This is a genomic window from Ochrobactrum sp. BTU1 (genome assembly GCA_018798825.1).
Lineage (GTDB): Bacteria > Pseudomonadota > Alphaproteobacteria > Rhizobiales > Rhizobiaceae > Brucella.
This window is the reverse complement of record CP076354.1, coordinates 1,772,821-1,792,767: the sequence shown is the minus strand read 5'-3', so window position 1 is coordinate 1,792,767 and position 19,947 is coordinate 1,772,821. Positions and strand designations below refer to the sequence as shown.

Below are 19,947 nucleotides of genomic sequence, written 5' to 3'. Positions count from 1 at the left end.
GCTCATCGCGTGATGAAACGGATTATCTGGTCAACAAGTCCAGTATAGGGTGGCTTGATCAGGTCCGTTGCTGCAGGCGTATATTTGGTCAGGACTGGCATGGCTTTCGAGAAGGTCAGGAAGCCATCTTTGCCGTGGTAATGCCCCATGCCGCTATGGCCAACGCCACCAAACGGCAGATTTCCGCATGCAAAATGATAGAGCGTGTCATTGATGCACACGCCGCCTGCAACGACCTGAGAAAGCACCGTCTCGATTTCAGCTGTGTTGTCGTTGAAGCAATAAAGCGCCAGTGGCCGCTCATGATTGAGAACATAAGCGATTGCCTCATCAATTGAGCGATAGCTTATAATCGGAAGCAGGGGGCCGAAAATCTCTTCGCGCATGATTGCGCTGGTCGGACCGGGCTCCAGAATTGCTGCGGGCGTCATCAGCCGTGGGTGGCTTTGTGAAGTCGGCGCATCTATCAGCGGAACGATTGCTTCGCTGTTATCCTCTGCATCGTGCAACAACGAGGACAGGCGCGCATATTGCGCATCATTGATGATCGTCGTGCGGTCGCTTTGCGCTGATCCCTCGCCATATCGCTTGCGAGTTTCTTCGCGCAGCAAGGTTACGAAGGCATCGCGTTTGCTTTGATGGATCAGCACATAGTCCGGCGCGATGCAGGTTTGACCCGCGTTGAAATATTTGCCTGTAGCAATGGAGCTTGCCGCGCGTTTGAGACTGGCTCCTTCACCGATAATGGCTGGCGATTTGCCACCCAGCTCCAGAGTTACGGGTGTGAGGTTTTCGGCTGCCGCTTTCATGATTTTGCGACCAACGGCAGTCGAGCCGGTGAAGAACAGGTGGTCGAAAGGCAGCGATGAAAACTCAGCGGAAAGATGCGCATCGCCAAGTACCACCGTTGCCCGATCATCAGGAAAGACGTCGGCGATCAGTTTGCGCAGAAATTCTGATGTGTGTGGCGTATGCTCGGACGGTTTCAGAAAGACATGGTTGCCAGCGGCGACCGCTGCCACCAGCGGCGCCAGCGCAAGATTGACCGGGTAATTCCACGGAGAAATAATACCAACCACGCCAAGAGGTACAAAACGAAGCTCGGCTTTTGCGGGCCACAGTTTCCAGCCTGCGGTTCGGCGTTGTGGCTTCATCCAGCGTTTCAGGTGATGCAGCGCGTGATCGATTTCGGCGAAGACAACGCTGGCCTCGCCCAGCAAGGTTTCATGTTTCGAGCGGTTGCCAAAGTCGGCATTGATGGCGTGTGCCATCTCCTCAAGACGCTCATGGAGAACTCTACGCAGATTCCGCAGATCATCGATGCGTTGCTCATAGGCTGGCCGATCATCCAGCCAGCTTTGTCGCAAACGCTTTAATGTCGCCTGTAATTGGTATTTTGGCGAAGCAGGCTGATCAGCGCTCATAGGCAAAACTCTCTGTTGAGCGCGCGAAAAGGAACTGCGCCACATAATAGGTGGTGAGAACCCAGAGGCCCGCGAGCGGAATAGGCGTGTGAAAACGATTGAATGCGAGCAGCGTATCACTGACCATGAAGAAAATGCCGCCCGCAGCGGCAAGCCATGCGGCATAGCGCAATGCGGTGTCGGGGCTTGTCGAAAGCGCACGGCTAAAGGCCTGGGCCGCCATGATGCCAATTGCTGACGCATAAATGGCAACGGGGATTTTCATGGCTGACGGCAATTTGCCCCACAGGCCCACAATGATCGCAATTGCGAGCAGTGCAAAGATCAGGAAGGCGAGTTTGCTTTCTGCAAAGCGCGTCTTTCGGCACAGTGCATAGATGTAAATGCAATGAGTTATGAGAAAGCAAATCAGACCAGTGAGAAAATATTCACCGGGAAGCATCAGGAAAAAGTCGCCAGCGGCAGCAAATGCAAGCCCAAGCGCGATTGCAAATCCGTATGTTTTGGAGTTGAGACGGGGGGCGTTCAGAATTGCGAAAAGCAGAAGCAATGTCGCGGTTGGTTTGGTTAGATAATGAACCCAGCGCCAGAACGGAATCTCCCCATTCTGGCTCAATACGCTGCTCAGGATCGCGCAGATCGCGCTCACTAGAAACAACCGATAAAACAGGCCGTTTCTACCAAAATCCAGCAAGCCCTTATGGCGCATTGTTCTCCCCCCTTTTGCTTCGTCCCAGGCTGATATGATTATTGTTCTTGAGCCTGTAAATCCCACTATTGTTTTGTCTGTTCTGCCTCACGCCGACGTTTGCGCCCCAACCGCTCTGCGCGCGTAGAGAGTTCGGCATTGCCTTCAAGATCGGACTGCAGAATAAGCCCGTGCTCGCGGAGCCAGCGGATCATCTCCCCAAACTCAAGGTCATAGGCAGGTTGCTCCATCTGATTTGTCCTTCAAATCGCAATTCTTGAATGAAGGATGCGCGGAGTTCTCGCATGTGGCAAGGCCCAAAGCATTGCGAGATTACGAAGCCATTGTTCGTTAACCATTTATTAACCAATCACGCTCACTATGGCGTTATAGCTGTTGTCGTGACTGCGGATGTACCAGCACTGATGACAGCGTAAAAAAGGCCGGGCAATTTGCCGGCCTTTTTCATTTTATGACTGTAGCCACGCGCGCGGCGTAGCCCCAATTCCTTACATGGACTGTGACGTTGCAGAGCGGCTAGGTGCGTCCGACCTGTTGTTGCCCCAGTCGCGTGTCTTGTTGTCCGTCGACTGACATCCCGCTGCTGCCACAGCAATAAGCATTACAGCGATGAGGGAGAGTGTCTGCTTCTTCATATTTTCATTTCCTATGGTTTTCGAACTCAAGCGTTCGGGAAACCCACCCGTTGGGAAGGATGCCGGAAAGCTCGTCAGTTGAGTGAAAAGACTGCGGTTTCGAAATGCTCTATCGAAGAACAAATCGCTTCCATTCATGTGCCATATACGGCCATGATTTCATCCAAACCCACCCGATGCGTGGTCTATTTTGAAACCGTTGATTTTCAGTTTCATTCTGGTTTGGAGTAGCTCAGATCACGCTTATGTGTTTGCGCAATGAGATGTGATTTCGGTCTTTGCCGAACCGTTTGGTGCTTGGCTCAATGGGCAAACACAGGCAACAAAAAAGCCCGCTTGCGCGGGCTTTTTGGGGTGCTTCTGGACCTTGGTAGTGGTCTGAAGACTTGGAAATGGTGCCCAGAAGAGGACTCGAACCTCCACGCCCTTGCGAGCGCCAGCACCTGAAGCTGGTGCGTCTACCAATTCCGCCATCTGGGCGACGAGGACCGATCTAAGGGGTCGGCCTGTCTCTGTCAATCACGATTTCGCACTTCAATCAGCTTTTTTTCACATTCCTGTCGTGAAGGCTGAAAAAGGCCGGGCAACCGAGATGAAAACAGAGATCAGGCGCGGTGCGTAATTGCTGCCGCGCCCGAAAAATCATTATGCAGAAAGCACTTCCTTGGAAGCGACGGTCGAATCGGCGTTCAGCTTGTAGACGATTGGCACGCCGGTATTGAGTTCCTGCTTGAGAATCTCTTCCGGTGTCAGGCCATCGAGCGCCATGATGAGCGCGCGCAGCGAATTGCCGTGGGCTGCAACCAGGATGGTTTCGCCACGCAGCACATGCGGCTGGATGGTGTGCAGGTAATAAGGCCAGACGCGTGCGCCGGTATCCTTCAGGCTTTCGCCGCCTGGAGGAGGGACGTCGTAAGAACGGCGCCAGATGTGAACCTGCTCTTCGCCCCACTTTTCGCGTGCGTCGTCTTTATTAAGGCCGGAAAGATCGCCGTAATCGCGTTCGTTCAAAGCCTGATCGCGGATCGTTTCAAGATCGGACTGGCCGAGCTCGTCAAGAATGTGCTGGCATGTGACCTGCGCGCGCGACAGACCCGAAGTATATGCGAGGTCAAACTTGAGGCCTGCGGCCTTCAGGCGTTCACCGGCAGCTTTAGCTTCGGCGTGGCCCTGTTCGGTTAGGCCCGGATCGCGCCAGCCGGTAAACAGGTTCTTGAGGTTCCATTCGCTTTGGCCATGGCGGACCAGGACGAGGGTACGAGACATCGCAGCACTCCGTTGGGATAATTGTTAGTTAGTCGTTAAGTCCAAGAACATCGAGCATGGAATAAAGACCGGGTTTCTTTCCATGTGCCCAAAGAGCGGCTTTCACCGCGCCGCGCGCAAAGATTGTGCGGTCCTGAGCATGATGGGCGAGGGTGATGCGCTCGCCTTCGCCAGCAAGAATCACTTCATGGTCACCGATAACCGAGCCGCCGCGCAGGGTTGCAAAGCCGATTGTGCCCTGCTCACGCGGGCCGGTGTGACCGTCGCGCACGCGCACGCTCTTTTCTGCGAGATTGATCGCGCGACCTTGCGCTGCTGCTTCACCAAGCAGCAGGGCGGTGCCGGAAGGCGCGTCAACCTTGTGCTTGTGGTGCATTTCGAGGATTTCGATGTCGAAATCTTCAGGGCCGAGCGCCTGTGCTGCTTTCTTGATGAGACCGGACAACAAATTGACGCCAAGGCTCATATTGCCGGATTTGACGATTGTGGCATGTCGCGCTGCGGCGCGGATCTTTTCTTCGTCTTCGACGGAAAGGCCCGTGGTGCCAATAATATGCGCAATGCGTGCCTGTGCTGCGAGGCCTGCATAGTTGAGCGTTGTCGCTGGCGTGGTGAAGTCGAGCACGCCTTGCGCCTTTGCAAAAACCGGCAGCGGATCATCGGTAATCGCGACACCGAGATTGCCCACTCCTGCCACTTCGCCAGCATCCTTGCCCAGAAATGGCGAGCCGGGACGCGCAATGGCGCCAGTGAGACGCACGCCGTCAATCGCGTGGATGGCGCGGATGAGAGCCTGTCCCATTCGACCATTTGCGCCCACAACAACGAGCCCGATTTCTGCACTATCAGCCATTGGATTTTTCCTCTGTAACAGTGTTCCCGATCAGCATGTCGTCCTTGCCGCTCTGAAGCTGGTAGAAGCGGGCATAGACACCATTGGGTATTGTGATGAGATCGTTATGACGACCTTCTTCAACCACATGACCTGCTTCCATGACAACGATGCGGTCGGCATTGACGACGGTGGAAAGGCGGTGCGCAATGACGATGGTCGTGCGCTCCTGCATGATGTGATCAAGCGCCTGCTGCACGCGTTTTTCTGACTCATTGTCGAGTGCGGATGTTGCTTCATCGAGCAGCAATACGGGAGCATTGCGCACGATTGCACGGGCAATCGAAAGGCGCTGCCGCTGACCGCCTGAGAGAGTCACACCGTTTTCACCGACAGGTGTATCGTAGCCCTGTGGTTGCTGGAGAATGAATTCATGCGCGTTGGCAAGCTCTGCCGCCTTGATGATTTCTTCCTGCGTTGCATCCGGACGTCCATAGCGGATGTTGTCGGCAATCGTTCCTTCAAACAGATAAGGCTGTTGCGAAACATAGGCCACGGAGTGACGAAGCGATTCCTTTGTCACTTTGGCGATGTCCTGTCCGTCGAACAGAATCTGCCCACCGGTGACATCGTAGAATCGCTGCACGAGATTGATCAGTGTGGACTTGCCTGCACCCGAAGCGCCGACAATCGCTGTGGTTTCGCCCGCTTTGGCTGTAAAGCTCACACCGTGCAGAACGGGCGCGATGTCGCTGTAAGAGAAGCGAACGTCTTTGAAATCGATCTCGCCGGGGCCAGCCGTAAGCGGCTTGGCGTCAGGTGCGTCACCTTGGTTAGGCTCAATATCCAGCACTTCATAGATCATGCGTGCATTAACGAGAGCGCGTTCAAGACCGACCTGCAGACGTGCCAGACGCCGTGCCGGATCATAGGCAAGAAGCAGAGCCGTGATGAAGGCGAACATCGCACCGGGAGGCTGCTGGTTGAGGATCGCATTATAGCCGCTATAGGCCAAAACGCCTGCGATAGCACAGCCCGCAAGAATTTCGGCAATAGGTGTCGTGCGTTCGGAAACGCGCGCGATCTTGTTGCTGCGGTTTTCAGCCTGATCGATCAGCGTGCTGATCTTGCCGCGCAGCTGATCTTCCATGGTGAAGGCTTTCACAATGGAAATGCCCTGCACAGTTTCCTGCATTGCGCCCAGAAGATGGGAATTGAGATGCACCAGATCGCGCGTGACGGACCGGATACGGCGCGAAATATAGGCAACCGCCAGCACAAGTGGCGGACCTACGAGGAAGACAACCGTAGACATAAACGGATCGGTATAGAACATCATACCGATCAGCCCGATCAGCGCGACGAAATCGCGCGCAATCGACGTAATCGTCATGTTCAGAAGATCGCGGATGCCATTCACATTCTGATTGATCTGCGCTGCCAGATGGCCGGAGCGTGTATCATTATAGAAATCCAGCCCGAGCTTGAGCAGGTGATCGAAGATGCGCTTCTGATAGCGCGCGACCAGATTGTTGCCAATCTTGGCCAGCTCGACCGCCTGAACATAGCTTGAAAGTCCGCGAAGCACGAAAATTCCGAGGATGGCGCCGCAGATAACCCAGATAAGACCGATCTTCTGTTCATAGAAAATCTTGTCGATCATCGGCTTCATCAGATAAGCAAGCGCACCATTGGAAACGCCTACGATCAGCGAAGCAGCGATGGCAATCGCATAGCTCGCCTTATACTGGCTTCCGTTTTCCGATAGCATACGACGAATGACGCGGGTGGCTTCGCTCGGGTCGATCTTATTTTTTTTCTTTTTGAATAGGCTCACGGGCAAAGTGCTTTTTATCTAGCAGCCGCTGGCTGTCGTTGATCATGCATTTTCGCGCGTCCTTTTGGACTGGAAACGACAAAAGGCTGCAATGAGTGTTTTCATTGCAGCGCTTCTATAGCGTTATCTTTGTCGCTTGACCATGCCTGAGAAAGCGAAGCCGCTTAGCTGACGCGCCAGCGGCGGCCATCGGTGGCAACCTCAAACCGCATCGGAGTACGTGCGAAAGCCGAAAGACCGCTGAGGGCTGCCAGCGGGTGAACGACGACGCGCACCGGAATATCGCGCATGAAATGCGTATGCGGAGCCTTGTCTTCAAAGGCTGCGCGGAACGATCCGGCCTGCAGCGCAGACATGATGCGCTGGGGAATGCCGCCTGAAAGATAGACGCCGCCATGTGCCTTGAAGATGAGGGCCAAATCGCCGGCAATGCGGCCAAGATAGGTCACGAAGAGTTCAAGCGTCTCGACAGCCTGAGGATTGCTGCCATCAAGACCTGCTGCAGTGATATCGGGTGGCGTGTCTAGAACGGGTGCCACCTTATCAGCCGCGCAGATTGCGAGATAAAGATTGCGCAGACCGCGTCCGCAGAGGATCTGTTCGGCCGCTACACGGCCTTCGATGGTTTCGATATGCGGGAAGACCTGATAGTCACGCTCGCTGCGTGGGCCGATGTCGATATGGCCACCTTCACCGGGAACGGGAACCCATGCGGTTCTGGTGCGCACAAGACCTGCAACGCCTAAGCCCGTTCCAGGGCCGAGCACGACGCGTGTGGCAACGACTTCTTCTTCGCTTCCGCCAATCTGATGCAGATATTCTTTTTCAATTGAAACAACGGCGAGCGCCTGCGCTTCAAAATCATTGAGGACGGTTACGTCTTCAAATCCGAGATTGGCGATCAGCTGTTTCGGGCGGACAACCCAATCGCAATTGGTGAGATCAATCTCATCGCCATCGACCGGACCTGCAACAGCCAGAATAGCAGAACGGGGACGAATGGAAGTGTGGTTGAGAACCGTTTGCTCGATTGCATCGTCTATCGTTGCATAATCTGCGGTCTGGACGACCGGAAATTCTTTAGGCTCTGCATGAGAATCAACAAGAAGCGCAAAGCGCGCATTGGTTCCACCAATATCGCCGACGAGGACGGGAAACTTGAAACTCTGGTCAGCGTTAATCATGGTCTGCCTTGCTGCTTCGACTGTTCTTATTGTTTGCGGGCGTGTTCAGAGTGGCTCTATTAGTCCAGCACTTGCACCAGCTTTTCGGCTGTTGCCGGGTTCAGCGCCATCGGAATGTCATAGACGCTGCCCAGACGGGTGAGAGCCTTCACATCGACATCGTGAGGGAGCGGTGAGAGCGGATCGATGAAGAAAATCAAGGCCTGCACCGTGCCTTCCGCGATCATTGCGCCGATCTGCTGGTCGCCGCCAAGCGGGCCGCTTTTGACGCGATGGATATTCAGCGAAGGACAAGCCTCCTGAATGAGACCGCCAGTGGTGCCGGTGGCGACAATATCATAGTGAGACAAGGCTTTCTCATGCGTACGCGCAAAGGCGACCATCTCGTCCTTCTTCAGATCATGAGCGATCAGGGCAATGCGCAGACGTTCCGTCATGAGATTGATAACCTTGTCATTTGCGTTCTAAATCGTTTGAAACCTATAGCGACACCATAGGTCTGTGAAAAGCATGTTTTCTGACAGATGCTAGAGCGTGTCGCATTTTATAGTAGCCATTGCGCCCGCTCTATCTCTTTATTTCCACGCACGTCGTTATCGGAAAACCGGTTCCCACTTTTCCGCGACATACGTTAATTGGCACCATAGATAACATCCGCGATCGAATCCGGCGACGGGCCATTCAGCACGGCGGCACATGCCTTTGGCAAATCCGACACCATGACCGGCTTTGGCTTCTTCGGCGGCTCCTTGGACGGCTTTGCAGGCTTCCACGGTTCATCTGTAAACCACCATGCCAGCGACTTGTCGCAACCGTCACCCGCCGCCACTTTTGGCTGCGGTTTGCAATCGGGTGATCCCGGCTGGCAATGCAGTCGGACGTGGAAATGATAGAAATGGCCCCAGTATGGGCGCACTTTGCCAAGCCAGCTGCGGTCTCCGGTTACGGTGTCGCAAAGCTGCTTCTTGATGCCGGGATGTACGAAGATGCGTTCAACTTCCGGATAGCTGGCAGCGTGTTTGATGAGTGCTGTGCGCGCTGGCGTCCACTTCTGTGGATCGACGTAAAGCGAATCCTTCTTCAGCATGGATACAGCCGAGACGCTTTCACGCTCTGCATCGGTGAAGCGCTTCTTTGGCATCGGCGTCAGCCAGATATCGGCATCAAGTCCAACCTGATGCGAAGCATGGCCCGTCAGCATCGGACCGCCGCGTGGCTGTGAAATGTCGCCGACCAGCAGGCCGGGCCACCCGTCTTTTGCGGCGTCGCGGGATAGTTTTTCCAGAAGCCCAATGGTGCGCGGATGCCCCCAGTTGCGATTGCGCGAAAGCCGCATGACCTGCCAGTTGGGGCCATCGATTGGGAGGGCAACGCCACCTGAAAGGCAGCCCTTGGCATAAAAGCCGATGGATTGCGGCGATGGCGCCAGAACCGGAAGTTTTTTGCTGCCGAATGCTTGCTTGGCAGGAGCATCCTGCGCCAAAGCCTGCGGGACAAAGTCTGGTGCGATCATTGTGGCAAGACAGGTTGCAAGAACAAGACGCGACCAGAATTTCGAGCTGGATCTCTTTGCCATGGGCAATTTTCCATAAAACTTTTGCTCGAATCATTCGAGCCGATGGGCCGGATTATGCTTTGCGTTCGTCAAAACGGCAATCAACTACTCATTTTACGCAGTCTTCACCCCAAAACTGACATCCACTTTTGGGGGCATGTGTTAGCGCCAATGATCATCCTGCCACATGGCCGAAAAGGCTGCTTTGTAATCAGGATAGATAAAATCATAGCCCAGAGCCTTGATGCGCTGGTTGGAGACGCGTTTGTTTTCGCCGTAGAATGAGCGTCCCATCGGCGTGAGGTCAGCCTGTTCAAATGGAATTTCCGGCGGGATGGCAACGCCCATCAACTCGGCGGCATAAGCGACGACATCCTGTGGCGGGGCGGGTTCGCTATCGGTGATGTTGAAGGCGCCACCACTATTGGTGCCTGCCAGAAAACGCAGGCTTCCGGCGATATCATCCACATGGATGCGGTTGAAGACCTGACCGTCCTTGATGATGCGCCGCGCGGTGCCGCGTTCCAGGTTGACGAATGCATTGCGGCCTGGACCATAGATGCCCGACAGACGCAGAAGTGCTACCGGTGTGCCATGGCGTTCGCTTAGTGCTTCCGATGCGCTTTCCGCTTCCACACGTTCAAGCGAACGGCGCGATGTCGGGGCTAAAGGTGCTGTTTCATCAATCCAGTTGCCGTCATGATTTCCGTAAACACCTACCGTCGAGAGATAGCCGATCCAGCGAATGGTATTGCCGGGGCGGCGTAAAGCCTCCTCAACAATTGCAAGCGATGGATCGCCGCTTTCGCGCGGCGAAATCGAAATGACGACATGGGTTGATTTTGCAAGGCGGTCGATCAGATCAGGCGAGGCGGTTTCGCCGTCGAAGATGATCGGTGCGATGCCGGATTTTTCGAGGAGGGGGAAATTCTGCTCGTTGCGGGTGGTGCCATCGATGCGCTCTGCCTCTCCGGTCATCAGGCGGGAAAAGGCTCTCGCAGAATAACCGGCTCCAAACAGAAAAATGCGCATTCTAGCTATCCTCCAGAGCGCATCCCGAAAAGTGTGAAACGGTTTTCGGAAAAGATGCGCGTTTAAACAAAAGCTTGAGATGCACCAATCTGACTTAATCAGACTGGTGCTCTAAGCTCCATTCTGCGCGCACCGTAGCATCCTCTTCGCGTGAGGCCAGACGTTTCTGTGAAATTTTGAAACGATCTGTGCTTACGAGCTGTTTCAAAGCCCAGACAGCAGCACCACGCACAACAGGTGCCAGATCTTCAAGCAGGCTTTCCACGTGCGGCACCAGCGTCTGGTCTTCCGAATTGCCGGTTGCGATCAACACATTGCGCAGAAAACGGTCGCGACCGATGCGTTTGACGGGTGAACCCGAAAACAGTGTGCGGAAGGCCGGATCGTCGAGTGCAAGAAAATCTGCAAGCTTTGGTGCCTTGAGATCATCGCGGGCTTTCAGCTTCATCTCGCTGGTCGCTTGCGCGAACTTGTTCCACGGACAAACTGAAAGGCAATCGTCACAACCATAGATGCGGTTGCCCATGGCTTTGCGGAACTCGTGTGGAATCGGCCCCTTGTTCTCGATGGTGAGATAGGAAATGCAGCGTCCCGCATCGATCCGGTAAGGTGAGGGGAAAGCTTTTGTCGGACAGGCATCGAGACAGGCGCGGCAGGAGCCACAATGATCGCGATCCGGTTCATCCGGCGGAATTTCAGCCGTTGTGAAGATCGAGCCTAAGAACAGCCACGACCCGAGTTCGCGACTGACCAGATTGGTGTGTTTTCCCTGCCAGCCAAGGCCCGCGGCCTGCGCAAGCGGCTTCTCCATCACAGGTGCCGTATCGACGAAGACTTTTACGTCCTGTCCGGCGCGTGCAGCAAAGCGGCTTGCGATGTGCTTGAGCTTGCCCTTGATGATGTCGTGATAATCGCGGTTCTGGGCATAGACCGAGATTGCCGCCCGGTCTTTATGTTCAAGAATGCTGAGCGGGTTGCTATCCGGACCGTAATTCATGGCAAGCACCATGATCGAACGCACTTCCGGCCAGAGAACGCTAGGGTTGGCCCTGCGCTCTTCGGTCTCTTCCATCCAAAGCATGTCCGCGTGGTGGCCATCGGCAATATATTGCCGCAAGCGCTGAGGTGCCTGCGGAATAGCGTCCGGCCCTGTGAAAGCGACCGCATCAAAGCCGACAGCTTTCGCTTCTTCGATCAGGAAGCGTTTCAGCTTGAGAGCTTTGTCCGAAGCTTGGCTATTATCAGAAGTCGAGGTCGCCATAGTGAGCCACTGGAGCCAGTCCGCGCACGCGATCAGCCAGGAGCGGGCGGAAAGCAGGTCGCGATTTCATGCGAGCATACCAGTCGCGCGCAGCTTTTGTCTCGCCCCATTCAATTTCGCCGAGGTAGTCTAGCACAGAAATCGAAGCCGCCGCTGCCATATCCGCATAGCTTGGATGACTGCCTGCAAGCCAGTCACGGGTAGCGGCCAGCCAGTCGATATATTTCATGTGCTGGCGAATATTGGTGCGGGCTGCACGGATGGCGGTCGAATCCGGCGCGCTGCCGCCCATTTCATCGGCCATCTGAAGCTTGAAAACCCGCTCGCGTGCAATGTGGCGTGTCACTTCGTTTTCGAGCTTGAGCAGAAACCAGTCGACCAGACGGCGCACTTCTGCGCGTTCCATCGGGCTTTCGGGCAAAAGACGACGACTGCGTTTTAAGGCGCCGCGCGTTTCATCGAGATATTCTGCAATGACGGTTGCACCAACAACCGGCAGATCGCGTTCAGCCAACAATACAGGAAGTGTTGCAGCAGGGTTCAACGCCAGAAATTCCTTGCGGCGCGACCATGGTCGTTCCTCGATCAGTTCGGCTTCCACATCATATTCGCCGAGAATAAGCCGCACGTAGCGCGAGCCTGAAGACATAGGATGATGAAAAAGCGTAAGCATAATCGACGCGGTACTCTCGACTGACAAGCTTTAATTGATCCCCGGTGAGGCACTGCGGCTAGCGTTTGCACCGGCAGCAGGTTATTTCTGCTGTCAGGCGATTCGAGCCACCTCAACGGAATATTTAGTCTATAAGGGCTATGCCTGCGGGAGACAAGCAATCGCTGGAAGCGCTTATTGTAGCACTTTCATGCTTAACAGCTCGTCAAGACGCACCGTTTTCATCCTGCTCACCTCCCTAAGGTACTGACTTCATGGAAATTTATAATCTTCTGGAAGCCGCTTTTCTTGGTCTCATCGAAGGTTTGACGGAGTTCATCCCCGTTTCCTCCACAGGCCATTTGTTGCTGGTTGGCCATTTTCTTGGCTTTGAATCGACGGGCAAGACCTTCGAGGTGCTTATTCAGCTCGGTGCGATTTTGGCAATTCTGACGGTTTATTCCGCGAAGCTGATCAAAATTCTGACCGACTTTCCGCGCGATGCCCGCACACGGCGCTTCGTGCTGGGTATTCTGGTTGCATTTCTGCCTGCAGCCGTCATCGGCGCAATGGCACATGGCTTCATCAAGAGCGTGCTTTTTGAAACGCCGATGCTGGTTTGCGCCATGCTTATCATCGGTGGTTTCATTCTACTCTGGGTGGACCAGCTGGAACTCAAGCCGCGTTATCGCGATGTGATGGATTATCCGCTGCCGATCTGTCTGGCGATTGGCTTTGTCCAGTGCCTTGCCATGATCCCCGGGGTATCGCGCTCAGGCTCAACGATTGTTGGTGCGCTTCTGCTTGGAGCAGACAAGCGTTCGGCTGCTGAATTCTCGTTCTTCCTCGCCATGCCAACCATGGCCGGCGCTTTCACTTATGATCTCTATAAGAGCCATAATATGCTGTCGATGAATGATGGCGCGCTGATCGCAGTCGGATTTGTGATGGCTTTCATCTCAGGCGTATTTGTTGTGCGCCACCTGCTCGACTATGTTTCTCGCCATGGTTTCAAGCTGTTTGCCTGGTGGCGTCTGATCGTCGGCGCACTCGGAATGGCTGCATTGCTTATCTGGGGGTAAACCCGCAAAGAACGGACAAAAGAAAAGGGGCCTTTCGGCCCCTTTATTCATTTAGAGCATTTCCTGTTTTGATTGAGTCATTGGAAATGCTCTATCAATTTGTTTTTACGCGCATCTTGCTCCGAAAACCGCTTCGCACTTTTCGGGATGCGCTCTAGATTTTCGTCTCACGCAAACCCGGTCTTGGTGTACTGACCGGCAACGCGGTAGCGCCAGAGATAGGCTGGAAGGATTGCATCCACGGCTTCTGGCGTAATGCCCATGCCCTGAAGTGTGCGGCCTTCCTTGGTGGCTTGTTCCGAAACGACATTATCGAATTTCAGCAGCGTCACCTGGTCATTGGTGAGCAGCGGATTTGGCAGCAAGCCAAGAACGGATGCCTGAATGCGGGCAACCCACCAAGGCATCGAGACGATGACGCGCTTGCGGGCGATAACGCCGAGCATGTCCTTCATCCAGTTCTTGAATGGCTGTGCGTCTGGGCCGCCCAGTTCATAAACGCTACCGGCTTCAAGCTTGCCATCGACTGCGCGTGCAACAGCTTCCGCGACATCGCCAACATAGACCGGCTGCAGCTTGGTTTCACCACCGCCGATAACCGGCAGGAAAGGCGAAAAGCGTGCCATGTTGGCGAAGCGGTTGAAGAAGCGATCTTCATGGCCGAAAATGATCGACGGACGCAGGATAACCGTATCCGGCAGAATGGAGAGAACGGCCTTTTCGCCTTCTGCCTTGGTGCGTGCATAATCGGAAGGAGATTTTGCGTCTGCCGCAAGCGACGAAAGATGTGTCAGCTTGAGGCCGGCTGCCTTGGTGGCTTCGGCAATGTTCTTTGCGCCAAGCACCTGAACGCTGTTGAAGCGCTGTTTGCCGCTTTCCGAAAGAATGCCGACGAGATTGATGACATGATCAGCGCCCATGATGGCGCGTTCAACCGACCAGCGATGGCGGACATTGGCCTGAACCATCTGGATCTGGCCAACATTGCCGAGCGGCGCCATGTAATAAGCGACCTCTGGCTTGCGTACGGCGACGCGTACACGATAGCCGCGCTTGGTGAGGCTTGCTACGACCGCGCGCCCAACAAAGCCGGAGCCGCCGAAAACAGTGACCAGCTTTGGTCTGTTGTGAACTTCGTTCGGTTCGGTCTTCATCCTGAACTCCTGCATGAAAGCCTGATTATAACGCCGGATATGATGCCCGAGTTTATCATTGCGGCATGTTTTCTGGCGGTGATTTATCGCCTTTTGGCAACAACGCAAAGGGGACTTGTTGTCACGACTGCGACAAAGGCCGCTTTTCCCGTATTAAACACGCAATACCGCTTTGAGATTTCGCGGCTTACTGGTAAATCGCGCGCATGAGCACACCACTTGACCATATTCGAAATTTTTCGATCGTCGCCCATATCGACCACGGCAAATCGACGCTGGCCGACCGCCTCATTCAATTGACGGGCGGGCTGGACACGCGTGAGATGAAGGACCAGGTCCTCGACTCGATGGATATCGAGCGCGAGCGCGGCATCACCATTAAGGCCCAGACCGTTCGTCTTAACTATAAGGCGAAGAACGGCGAGGACTATGTGCTGAACCTTATCGACACCCCCGGACACGTCGACTTCGCCTATGAAGTCTCGCGTTCGCTGGCTGCGTGCGAAGGTTCGCTTCTGGTGGTGGATGCCTCACAGGGCGTTGAAGCGCAGACGCTGGCCAATGTCTATCAGGCCATCGACAACAATCACGACATTGTTGTTGTGCTCAACAAGGTTGATCTTCCAGCAGCAGAGCCTGAGCGCGTTCAGAGCCAGATCGAAGAAGTGATCGGCATTGATGCAAGCCGCGCCGTGATGATCTCGGCCAAGACTGGCCTCGGCATTCCTGATGTGCTCGAAGCTATTGTCGAGCAGCTGCCTCCTCCGAGAGAGGGTGACCGCAATGCGCCGTTGAAGGCGATGCTGGTCGACAGCTGGTATGACAGCTATCTCGGCGTTATTGTTCTGGTCCGTGTTATCGACGGTGTGCTGAAAAAGGGCCAGACCATCCGCATGATGGGTACGGGCGCGAAATATCCGGTTGAACGGACCGGTGTCTTTACGCCGAAAATGGTTCAGATGGATGAACTCGGACCGGGTGAACTGGGCTTCATCACCGCTTCCATTAAGGAAGTGGCTGATACCCGCGTCGGTGATACCATCACCGAAGATCGCCGCCCTACAGCAGCGGCTTTGACGGGCTTTAAGCCTGCGCAGCCGGTTGTGTTCTGCGGACTGTTCCCGGTTGATGCTGCCGACTTTGAAGACTTGCGCGCTGCCATGGGCAAGCTGCGTCTCAACGATGCGTCGTTCTCGTTTGAAATGGAAACCTCTGCGGCGCTCGGCTTCGGCTTCCGCTGCGGGTTCCTGGGGCTTCTGCATCTTGAAATCATTCAGGAACGTCTTGAGCGTGAGTTCGATCTCGACCTCATCACGACGGCACCTTCGGTTGTCTATCGTCTGAACATGCAGGACGGCTCGCAGAAAGAGCTGCACAACCCGGCTGATATGCCGGATGTTGTGAAGATCGATGCAATCGAGGAGCCATGGATTCGCGCAACAATCATGACGCCCGATGATTATCTCGGCGCGATCATGAAGCTTTGTCAGGAGCGTCGCGGTCTCCAGATCGATCTGACCTATGTTGGCCCGCGTGCGATGATCACCTATGATCTGCCGCTCAACGAAGTCGTTTTCGATTTCTACGATCGTCTGAAGTCGATCTCGAAGGGCTATGCTTCGTTCGACTATAATCTCTCGGATTACCGTGAGGGTGATCTGGTCAAGATGTCGATCCTTGTGAATGAAGAACCTGTGGACGCGCTTTCGATGCTCGTTCACCGCTCTGCTGCTGAAAAGCGTGGCCGTGTGCTTTGCGAAAAGCTCAAAGAGCTGATCCCGCAGCATATGTTCAAAATTCCTATTCAGGCAGCGATTGGCGGACGTATCGTGGCGCGCGAAACCATTTCAGCGCTGCGCAAGGACGTGACGGCCAAGTGCTATGGTGGCGATATTTCGCGTAAGCGCAAACTTCTGGACAAGCAGAAGGAAGGCAAGAAGCGTATGCGTCAGTTCGGCAAGGTGGAAATCCCGCAAGAGGCCTTCATTCAGGCACTCAAGATGGGTGATGATTAAAAATACAAAGAGGTGCCTTTGGGCACCTCTTTTTTTGTTTTGATATTATCGTTGGACAGAAACCTAGACAAATTTGATGGATATTTTACCCCGCATTTCCATCAACTATTGCACTCAATGTAACTGGATGTTGCGGGCTGCATGGCTGGCGCAGGAGTTGCTGCAGACATTCGGGCAGGACTTGGGCGAGGTCGCTCTGCGGCCCGGCACAGGTGGTGTGTTTGAAATCCATCTGTCTATGCCGAGCGGTCAGGATGAACTTATCTGGGAGCGCAAGCGTGACGGTGGGTTTCCGGAAGCCAAGGTATTGAAGCAACGCGTGCGTGATCTGGGCGGGCCTGATCGCGATCTTGGTCACTCTGATAGGACTTCAAAACCTGAATAAGACAAAGCCCGCACGTTGCGGTCTTCTTTGTTTTGGTAGGATTTGGAGCGCGTTTCGATCCGAGTGGATCAGATCGTCGCTCTAAATCCTTGTTGTAACGCGCATCTTTATCCGAAAACCGTTTCACACTTTTGGGATGCGCTCTAATCCTCATCCACCACGCGCAGGCGCATTTGGGTGGGAGTGTTATCTGGCGGCTGTCGCGTCGGGCGCTGCGGCTCTTCAGCCGGTGGCGGGCCAAATTCCAGTGCTTCGATCTTCGCACCGCGCTTGGTGACTTTGTTTGAAGACACCAGAATGTCGTCAATATCCTTGTTGGCCTGCACAAAATGGGTTTGCAGCTTGCGCACACGCTCATCAAGGCGGCCTACATCTTCCATCAGACGGATCACTTCACCCTGAATGACATGCGCCTGTTCGCGCATACGAGCATCTTTCAGGATCGCCTGAATAACCTGAATGGAAAGCATCAGGAGCGATGGCGAGACAATGACGATCCGCGCCCGGTGCGCGCGCTGGATCAGCGCTTCAAAATGCTCATGAATATCGGCAAAAATAGATTCCGATGGCACGAACAGGAAAGCCGTATCCTGTGTTTCGCCTGTAATCAGATATTTGTCTGAAACATCCTTGATATGCACTTCCATATCGCGGCGGAACTGTGCAACGGCTGTCTTGCGTGCTTCCGGCTGTTCCGTTTCGCGCATGGAGTTCCATGCTTCAAGCGGGAATTTCGCATCGATAACCAGTGAAGGCGCGTTGTTTGGCATCCTGACAAGGCAATCGGGGCGCGTGCCGTTGGAAAGTGTCGCCTGAAACTCGTAAGCGCCCTGCGGCAGACCATCGGCAATGATCGCTTCCATGCGCGACTGGCCAAAGGCACCGCGCGTCTGCTTGTTTGCAAGGATCGCCTGCAACTGCACAACCTGACCGGCAAGCGACTGGATATTGTTCTGCGCTGTGTCGATGACCGCAAGACGCTCCTGCAGTTTGGCGAGATTTTCATGGGTCGAACGGGTCTGCTCGGTCATGGTTTGGCCGATGCGATGCGTCATGCCGTCGAGCCGTTCGCGGATCGACTGGTTGAGCTCTGCCTGCCGTGAACCGAAGACTTCGGCCATGGTTTGCATCCGGCCCTGCATTTCGGATTGTGCTTTCAGAATCTCTGCCATGCGATATTCCGCGTCACGCGCACGGTCTTCAGCCTGTGCTTCCGCAACCGCGCGAAGACGTGCAGAACGCGCTGCAGCAATGAGGAAAATGGCGAGGCACAGGACCAGCACGACAATGCCCGCAAGGAGAATATCTCCCAGCGTGAAGGAGGTTGCACCAAGCTGCAAAAGCGGTTCGTTCAAGAGATTCTGGTTTTCCATTGCGCAAGCTTAACTGATTCGTGTCGCCTTGATGAGATCAAAACAAGAACATTTTACAAGTTACAATTGACGATTCTCGCGCAAGCGATTACGTGAAGCGCATGTCTATTAAACCGCTCATCATCCTTCCCGATCCCGTCCTGCGCCAGCTTTCCAAGCCTGTCGAGCGCGTTGACGATCAGTTGCGCAAATTTGCCGGCGACATGTTCGACACCATGTATGACGCGCCGGGCATTGGCCTTGCCGCCATTCAGGTGGGCGAGCCTCTGCGGATGCTGGTGATTGATCTGGCCAAGGAAGACGAGCCGAAGGCGCCGCATGTCTTCATCAATCCGGAGATTGTCACCTCATCGGACGAACGCAGCGTCTATGAAGAAGGCTGTCTTTCGATCCCGGATTATTATGCCGAGGTCGAACGGCCTGCGACCATCAAGGTCAATTATTTCGATGCGGACGGCAAGGAAAAGTCGATGGAAGCCGATGGGCTGATGGCGACTTGCCTGCAGCATGAAATCGACCATCTCAATGGCGTGCTGTTTATCGATCATATCTCCAAGCTCAAGCGCGATATGGTCATCAAGAAGTTCAAGAAGCTCGCGAGTCAGCGTGCGTCAAACAGGGCTTTGTAATGCGGATCGTCTTTATGGGGACGCCGGATTTTTCCGTGCCAATCCTCACAGCCATCATCGGACAGGGTTATGAAGTCGTTGCGGTTTACTCGCAGCCGCCGCGTCCGGCTGGCCGTCGCGGGCTGGAGCTGACCAAGTCGCCTGTGCATGAAAAGGCCGAGGAATTCGGCATTCCGGTTTTCACGCCGAAAAGCCTGAAAGGGACGGAAGAGCAGGACGTTTTTGCGAGCCTGGAAGCGGATGTGGCAATCGTGGTGGCCTATGGCCTTCTGCTGCCACAGGCCATTCTCGATGCGCCGCGCCTTGGATGTTACAACGGTCATGCGTCGCTTCTTCCGCGCTGGCGCGGGGCTGCTCCCATTCAGCGGGCTATTATGTCTGGCGATACAGAAACCGGCATGATGATCATGAAAATGGATGCAGGGCTTGATACGGGTCCTGTCGCTATGGCCGAAAAAGTTGCGATCACGCCGGACATGACTGCAGGCGAGCTGCATGATCGTTTAAGCCTTATCGGCGCTGACCTGATGGTGCGTGCATTGGGTGCGCTTGAGCGCGAAAGTCTCACACTTCAGGCGCAGCCAGAGGAAGGCGTGACCTATGCAGCCAAGATCGATAAGGCCGAAGCGCGTATCGACTGGTCGAAGCCTGCGAAGGATGTTCACAATACGATCCGTGGCATCTCACCATTTCCGGGCGCCTGGTGCGAGATGGAAATCAACGGTGTCGTTGAACGTGTCAAACTCCAGCGCTCCACATTGGGCGAGGGAAGCGGTGCTCCGGGAACCGTACTTGATGATCGCCTGACGATTGCGTGCGGCGAGGGTGCTGTGCGGCTCGTAACGTTACAACGTTCAGGCGGCAAGCCTTTGCCCGCGCAGGAGTTTCTGCGTGGAGCGTCTGTGACGAAGGTTCTCTGAGC

General features: G+C 54.8%; 20 protein-coding genes and 1 tRNA gene. 5 read left to right on the top strand and 16 right to left on the bottom strand.

Annotated elements, in window-relative coordinates; translation table 11 throughout:
* Positions 1–2 precede the first annotated feature (2 nt).
* The 14 genes from KMS41_08665 to KMS41_08600 all read right to left on the bottom strand — a co-directional run bounded on the left by KMS41_08665 (position 3) and on the right by KMS41_08600 (position 12,408).
* The gene (locus KMS41_08665; GenBank protein QWK77175.1) at positions 3–1,424 is read right to left on the bottom strand and encodes a coniferyl aldehyde dehydrogenase; all 1,422 of its coding nucleotides are present in this window, start codon (positions 1,422–1,424) and stop codon (positions 3–5) included.
* A complete protein-coding gene (locus tag KMS41_08660; GenBank protein QWK77174.1) occupies positions 1,414–2,133 on the bottom strand; it encodes a lysoplasmalogenase in 720 nt (239 codons plus the stop codon). The genes KMS41_08665 and KMS41_08660 overlap by 11 nt, the downstream gene beginning before the upstream one ends.
* Positions 2,134–2,198: 65 nt before the next feature.
* On the bottom strand, positions 2,199–2,363 hold the full coding sequence (locus tag KMS41_08655; protein ID QWK77173.1) for a hypothetical protein: 165 nt from the start codon (positions 2,361–2,363) through the stop codon (positions 2,199–2,201).
* 258 nt (positions 2,364–2,621) lie between these two features.
* Positions 2,622–2,768 carry a hypothetical protein gene (locus KMS41_08650; protein ID QWK77172.1) on the bottom strand — a complete coding sequence of 49 codons (147 nt, stop codon included), beginning with the start codon at positions 2,766–2,768 and terminating at the stop codon, positions 2,622–2,624.
* A gap of 393 nt (positions 2,769–3,161) precedes the next feature.
* Positions 3,162–3,248 (bottom strand) — tRNA-Leu (locus KMS41_08645).
* Between the two features lie 165 nt (positions 3,249–3,413).
* Positions 3,414–4,034, bottom strand: a complete 621-nt coding sequence (locus KMS41_08640) for a 2,3-bisphosphoglycerate-dependent phosphoglycerate mutase (GenBank protein ID QWK77171.1) — start codon at positions 4,032–4,034, stop codon at positions 3,414–3,416.
* 28 nt (positions 4,035–4,062) lie between these two features.
* A complete protein-coding gene (dapB, locus tag KMS41_08635) occupies positions 4,063–4,887 on the bottom strand; it encodes a 4-hydroxy-tetrahydrodipicolinate reductase (GenBank protein ID QWK77170.1) in 825 nt (274 codons plus the stop codon).
* The gene (locus tag KMS41_08630; GenBank protein ID QWK77169.1) at positions 4,880–6,703 is read right to left on the bottom strand and encodes an ABC transporter ATP-binding protein/permease; all 1,824 of its coding nucleotides are present in this window, start codon (positions 6,701–6,703) and stop codon (positions 4,880–4,882) included. The genes dapB and KMS41_08630 overlap by 8 nt, the downstream gene beginning before the upstream one ends.
* 164 nt (positions 6,704–6,867) lie before the next feature.
* On the bottom strand, positions 6,868–7,887 hold the full coding sequence (locus KMS41_08625) for a glucokinase (GenBank protein ID QWK77168.1): 1,020 nt from the start codon (positions 7,885–7,887) through the stop codon (positions 6,868–6,870).
* A gap of 59 nt (positions 7,888–7,946) precedes the next feature.
* On the bottom strand, positions 7,947–8,324 hold the full coding sequence (locus tag KMS41_08620; protein ID QWK77167.1) for a methylglyoxal synthase: 378 nt from the start codon (positions 8,322–8,324) through the stop codon (positions 7,947–7,949).
* A gap of 194 nt (positions 8,325–8,518) precedes the next feature.
* Positions 8,519–9,463 carry a penicillin-insensitive murein endopeptidase gene (gene mepA / locus KMS41_08615; protein ID QWK77166.1) on the bottom strand — a complete coding sequence of 315 codons (945 nt, stop codon included), beginning with the start codon at positions 9,461–9,463 and terminating at the stop codon, positions 8,519–8,521.
* Between the two features lie 141 nt (positions 9,464–9,604).
* Positions 9,605–10,474 carry an SDR family oxidoreductase gene (locus tag KMS41_08610; protein QWK77165.1) on the bottom strand — a complete coding sequence of 290 codons (870 nt, stop codon included), beginning with the start codon at positions 10,472–10,474 and terminating at the stop codon, positions 9,605–9,607.
* Between the two features lie 94 nt (positions 10,475–10,568).
* A complete protein-coding gene (gene queG / locus KMS41_08605; protein ID QWK77164.1) occupies positions 10,569–11,735 on the bottom strand; it encodes a tRNA epoxyqueuosine(34) reductase QueG in 1,167 nt (388 codons plus the stop codon).
* Positions 11,716–12,408: a glutathione S-transferase family protein gene (locus KMS41_08600; GenBank protein QWK77163.1), complete on the bottom strand. Its 693-nt coding sequence runs from the start codon at positions 12,406–12,408 to the stop codon at positions 11,716–11,718. Before KMS41_08600 ends, queG begins: the two co-directional genes overlap by 20 nt.
* Positions 12,409–12,662: 254 nt before the next feature.
* Here KMS41_08600 and KMS41_08595 point away from each other — a divergent pair, with 254 nt between their 5' ends.
* Positions 12,663–13,469 carry an undecaprenyl-diphosphate phosphatase gene (locus KMS41_08595; GenBank protein QWK77162.1) on the top strand — a complete coding sequence of 269 codons (807 nt, stop codon included), beginning with the start codon at positions 12,663–12,665 and terminating at the stop codon, positions 13,467–13,469.
* Positions 13,470–13,636: 167 nt separating this feature from the next.
* Here KMS41_08595 and KMS41_08590 read toward each other — a convergent pair whose 3' ends face one another.
* Complete coding sequence (locus KMS41_08590; protein ID QWK77161.1) at positions 13,637–14,623, bottom strand: complex I NDUFA9 subunit family protein; 987 nt, start codon at positions 14,621–14,623, stop codon at positions 13,637–13,639.
* Positions 14,624–14,829: 206 nt separating this feature from the next.
* Between KMS41_08590 and lepA the strand changes: the two genes are divergently transcribed.
* Positions 14,830–16,638 carry a translation elongation factor 4 gene (gene lepA / locus KMS41_08585; GenBank protein ID QWK77160.1) on the top strand — a complete coding sequence of 603 codons (1,809 nt, stop codon included), beginning with the start codon at positions 14,830–14,832 and terminating at the stop codon, positions 16,636–16,638.
* Positions 16,639–16,714: 76 nt separating this feature from the next.
* Positions 16,715–17,023, top strand: coding sequence for a SelT/SelW/SelH family protein (locus KMS41_08580; GenBank protein ID QWK77159.1), 309 nt, complete (start codon positions 16,715–16,717; stop codon positions 17,021–17,023).
* A 143-nt stretch (positions 17,024–17,166) separates the two neighbouring features.
* On the opposite strand, the gene KMS41_08575 is transcribed toward KMS41_08580, so the two are convergent.
* Positions 17,167–18,396, bottom strand: a complete 1,230-nt coding sequence (locus tag KMS41_08575) for a DNA recombination protein RmuC (GenBank protein ID QWK77158.1) — start codon at positions 18,394–18,396, stop codon at positions 17,167–17,169.
* A 101-nt stretch (positions 18,397–18,497) separates the two neighbouring features.
* Between KMS41_08575 and def the strand changes: the two genes are divergently transcribed.
* A complete protein-coding gene (gene def / locus KMS41_08570; GenBank protein ID QWK77157.1) occupies positions 18,498–19,025 on the top strand; it encodes a peptide deformylase in 528 nt (175 codons plus the stop codon).
* A complete protein-coding gene (gene fmt / locus KMS41_08565; protein QWK77156.1) occupies positions 19,025–19,945 on the top strand; it encodes a methionyl-tRNA formyltransferase in 921 nt (306 codons plus the stop codon). Before def ends, fmt begins: the two co-directional genes overlap by 1 nt.
* Positions 19,946–19,947: the final 2 nt, after the last annotated feature.

What these genes read in the sequence shown, in the direction of transcription:
- KMS41_08580 (QWK77159.1), top strand. Translation starts at nt 16,715, where the DNA reads ATGGATATTTTACCCCGCATTTCCATCAACTATTGCACTCAATGTAAC.
- queG (QWK77164.1), bottom strand. Translation starts at nt 11,735, where the DNA reads ATGGCGACCTCGACTTCTGATAATAGCCAAGCTTCGGACAAAGCTCTC.
- fmt (QWK77156.1), top strand. Translation starts at nt 19,025, where the DNA reads ATGCGGATCGTCTTTATGGGGACGCCGGATTTTTCCGTGCCAATCCTC.
- KMS41_08620 (QWK77167.1), bottom strand. Translation starts at nt 8,324, where the DNA reads ATGACGGAACGTCTGCGCATTGCCCTGATCGCTCATGATCTGAAGAAG.
- KMS41_08595 (QWK77162.1), top strand. Translation starts at nt 12,663, where the DNA reads ATGGAAATTTATAATCTTCTGGAAGCCGCTTTTCTTGGTCTCATCGAA.
- KMS41_08665 (QWK77175.1), bottom strand. Translation starts at nt 1,424, where the DNA reads ATGAGCGCTGATCAGCCTGCTTCGCCAAAATACCAATTACAGGCGACA.
- mepA (QWK77166.1), bottom strand. Translation starts at nt 9,463, where the DNA reads ATGGCAAAGAGATCCAGCTCGAAATTCTGGTCGCGTCTTGTTCTTGCA.
- KMS41_08610 (QWK77165.1), bottom strand. Translation starts at nt 10,474, where the DNA reads ATGCGCATTTTTCTGTTTGGAGCCGGTTATTCTGCGAGAGCCTTTTCC.
- def (QWK77157.1), top strand. Translation starts at nt 18,498, where the DNA reads ATGTCTATTAAACCGCTCATCATCCTTCCCGATCCCGTCCTGCGCCAG.
- KMS41_08600 (QWK77163.1), bottom strand. Translation starts at nt 12,408, where the DNA reads ATGCTTACGCTTTTTCATCATCCTATGTCTTCAGGCTCGCGCTACGTG.
- KMS41_08655 (QWK77173.1), bottom strand. Translation starts at nt 2,363, where the DNA reads ATGGAGCAACCTGCCTATGACCTTGAGTTTGGGGAGATGATCCGCTGG.
- KMS41_08590 (QWK77161.1), bottom strand. Translation starts at nt 14,623, where the DNA reads ATGAAGACCGAACCGAACGAAGTTCACAACAGACCAAAGCTGGTCACT.
- KMS41_08575 (QWK77158.1), bottom strand. Translation starts at nt 18,396, where the DNA reads ATGGAAAACCAGAATCTCTTGAACGAACCGCTTTTGCAGCTTGGTGCA.
- dapB (QWK77170.1), bottom strand. Translation starts at nt 4,887, where the DNA reads ATGGCTGATAGTGCAGAAATCGGGCTCGTTGTTGTGGGCGCAAATGGT.
- lepA (QWK77160.1), top strand. Translation starts at nt 14,830, where the DNA reads ATGAGCACACCACTTGACCATATTCGAAATTTTTCGATCGTCGCCCAT.
- KMS41_08625 (QWK77168.1), bottom strand. Translation starts at nt 7,887, where the DNA reads ATGATTAACGCTGACCAGAGTTTCAAGTTTCCCGTCCTCGTCGGCGAT.
- KMS41_08650 (QWK77172.1), bottom strand. Translation starts at nt 2,768, where the DNA reads ATGAAGAAGCAGACACTCTCCCTCATCGCTGTAATGCTTATTGCTGTG.
- KMS41_08640 (QWK77171.1), bottom strand. Translation starts at nt 4,034, where the DNA reads ATGTCTCGTACCCTCGTCCTGGTCCGCCATGGCCAAAGCGAATGGAAC.
- KMS41_08660 (QWK77174.1), bottom strand. Translation starts at nt 2,133, where the DNA reads ATGCGCCATAAGGGCTTGCTGGATTTTGGTAGAAACGGCCTGTTTTAT.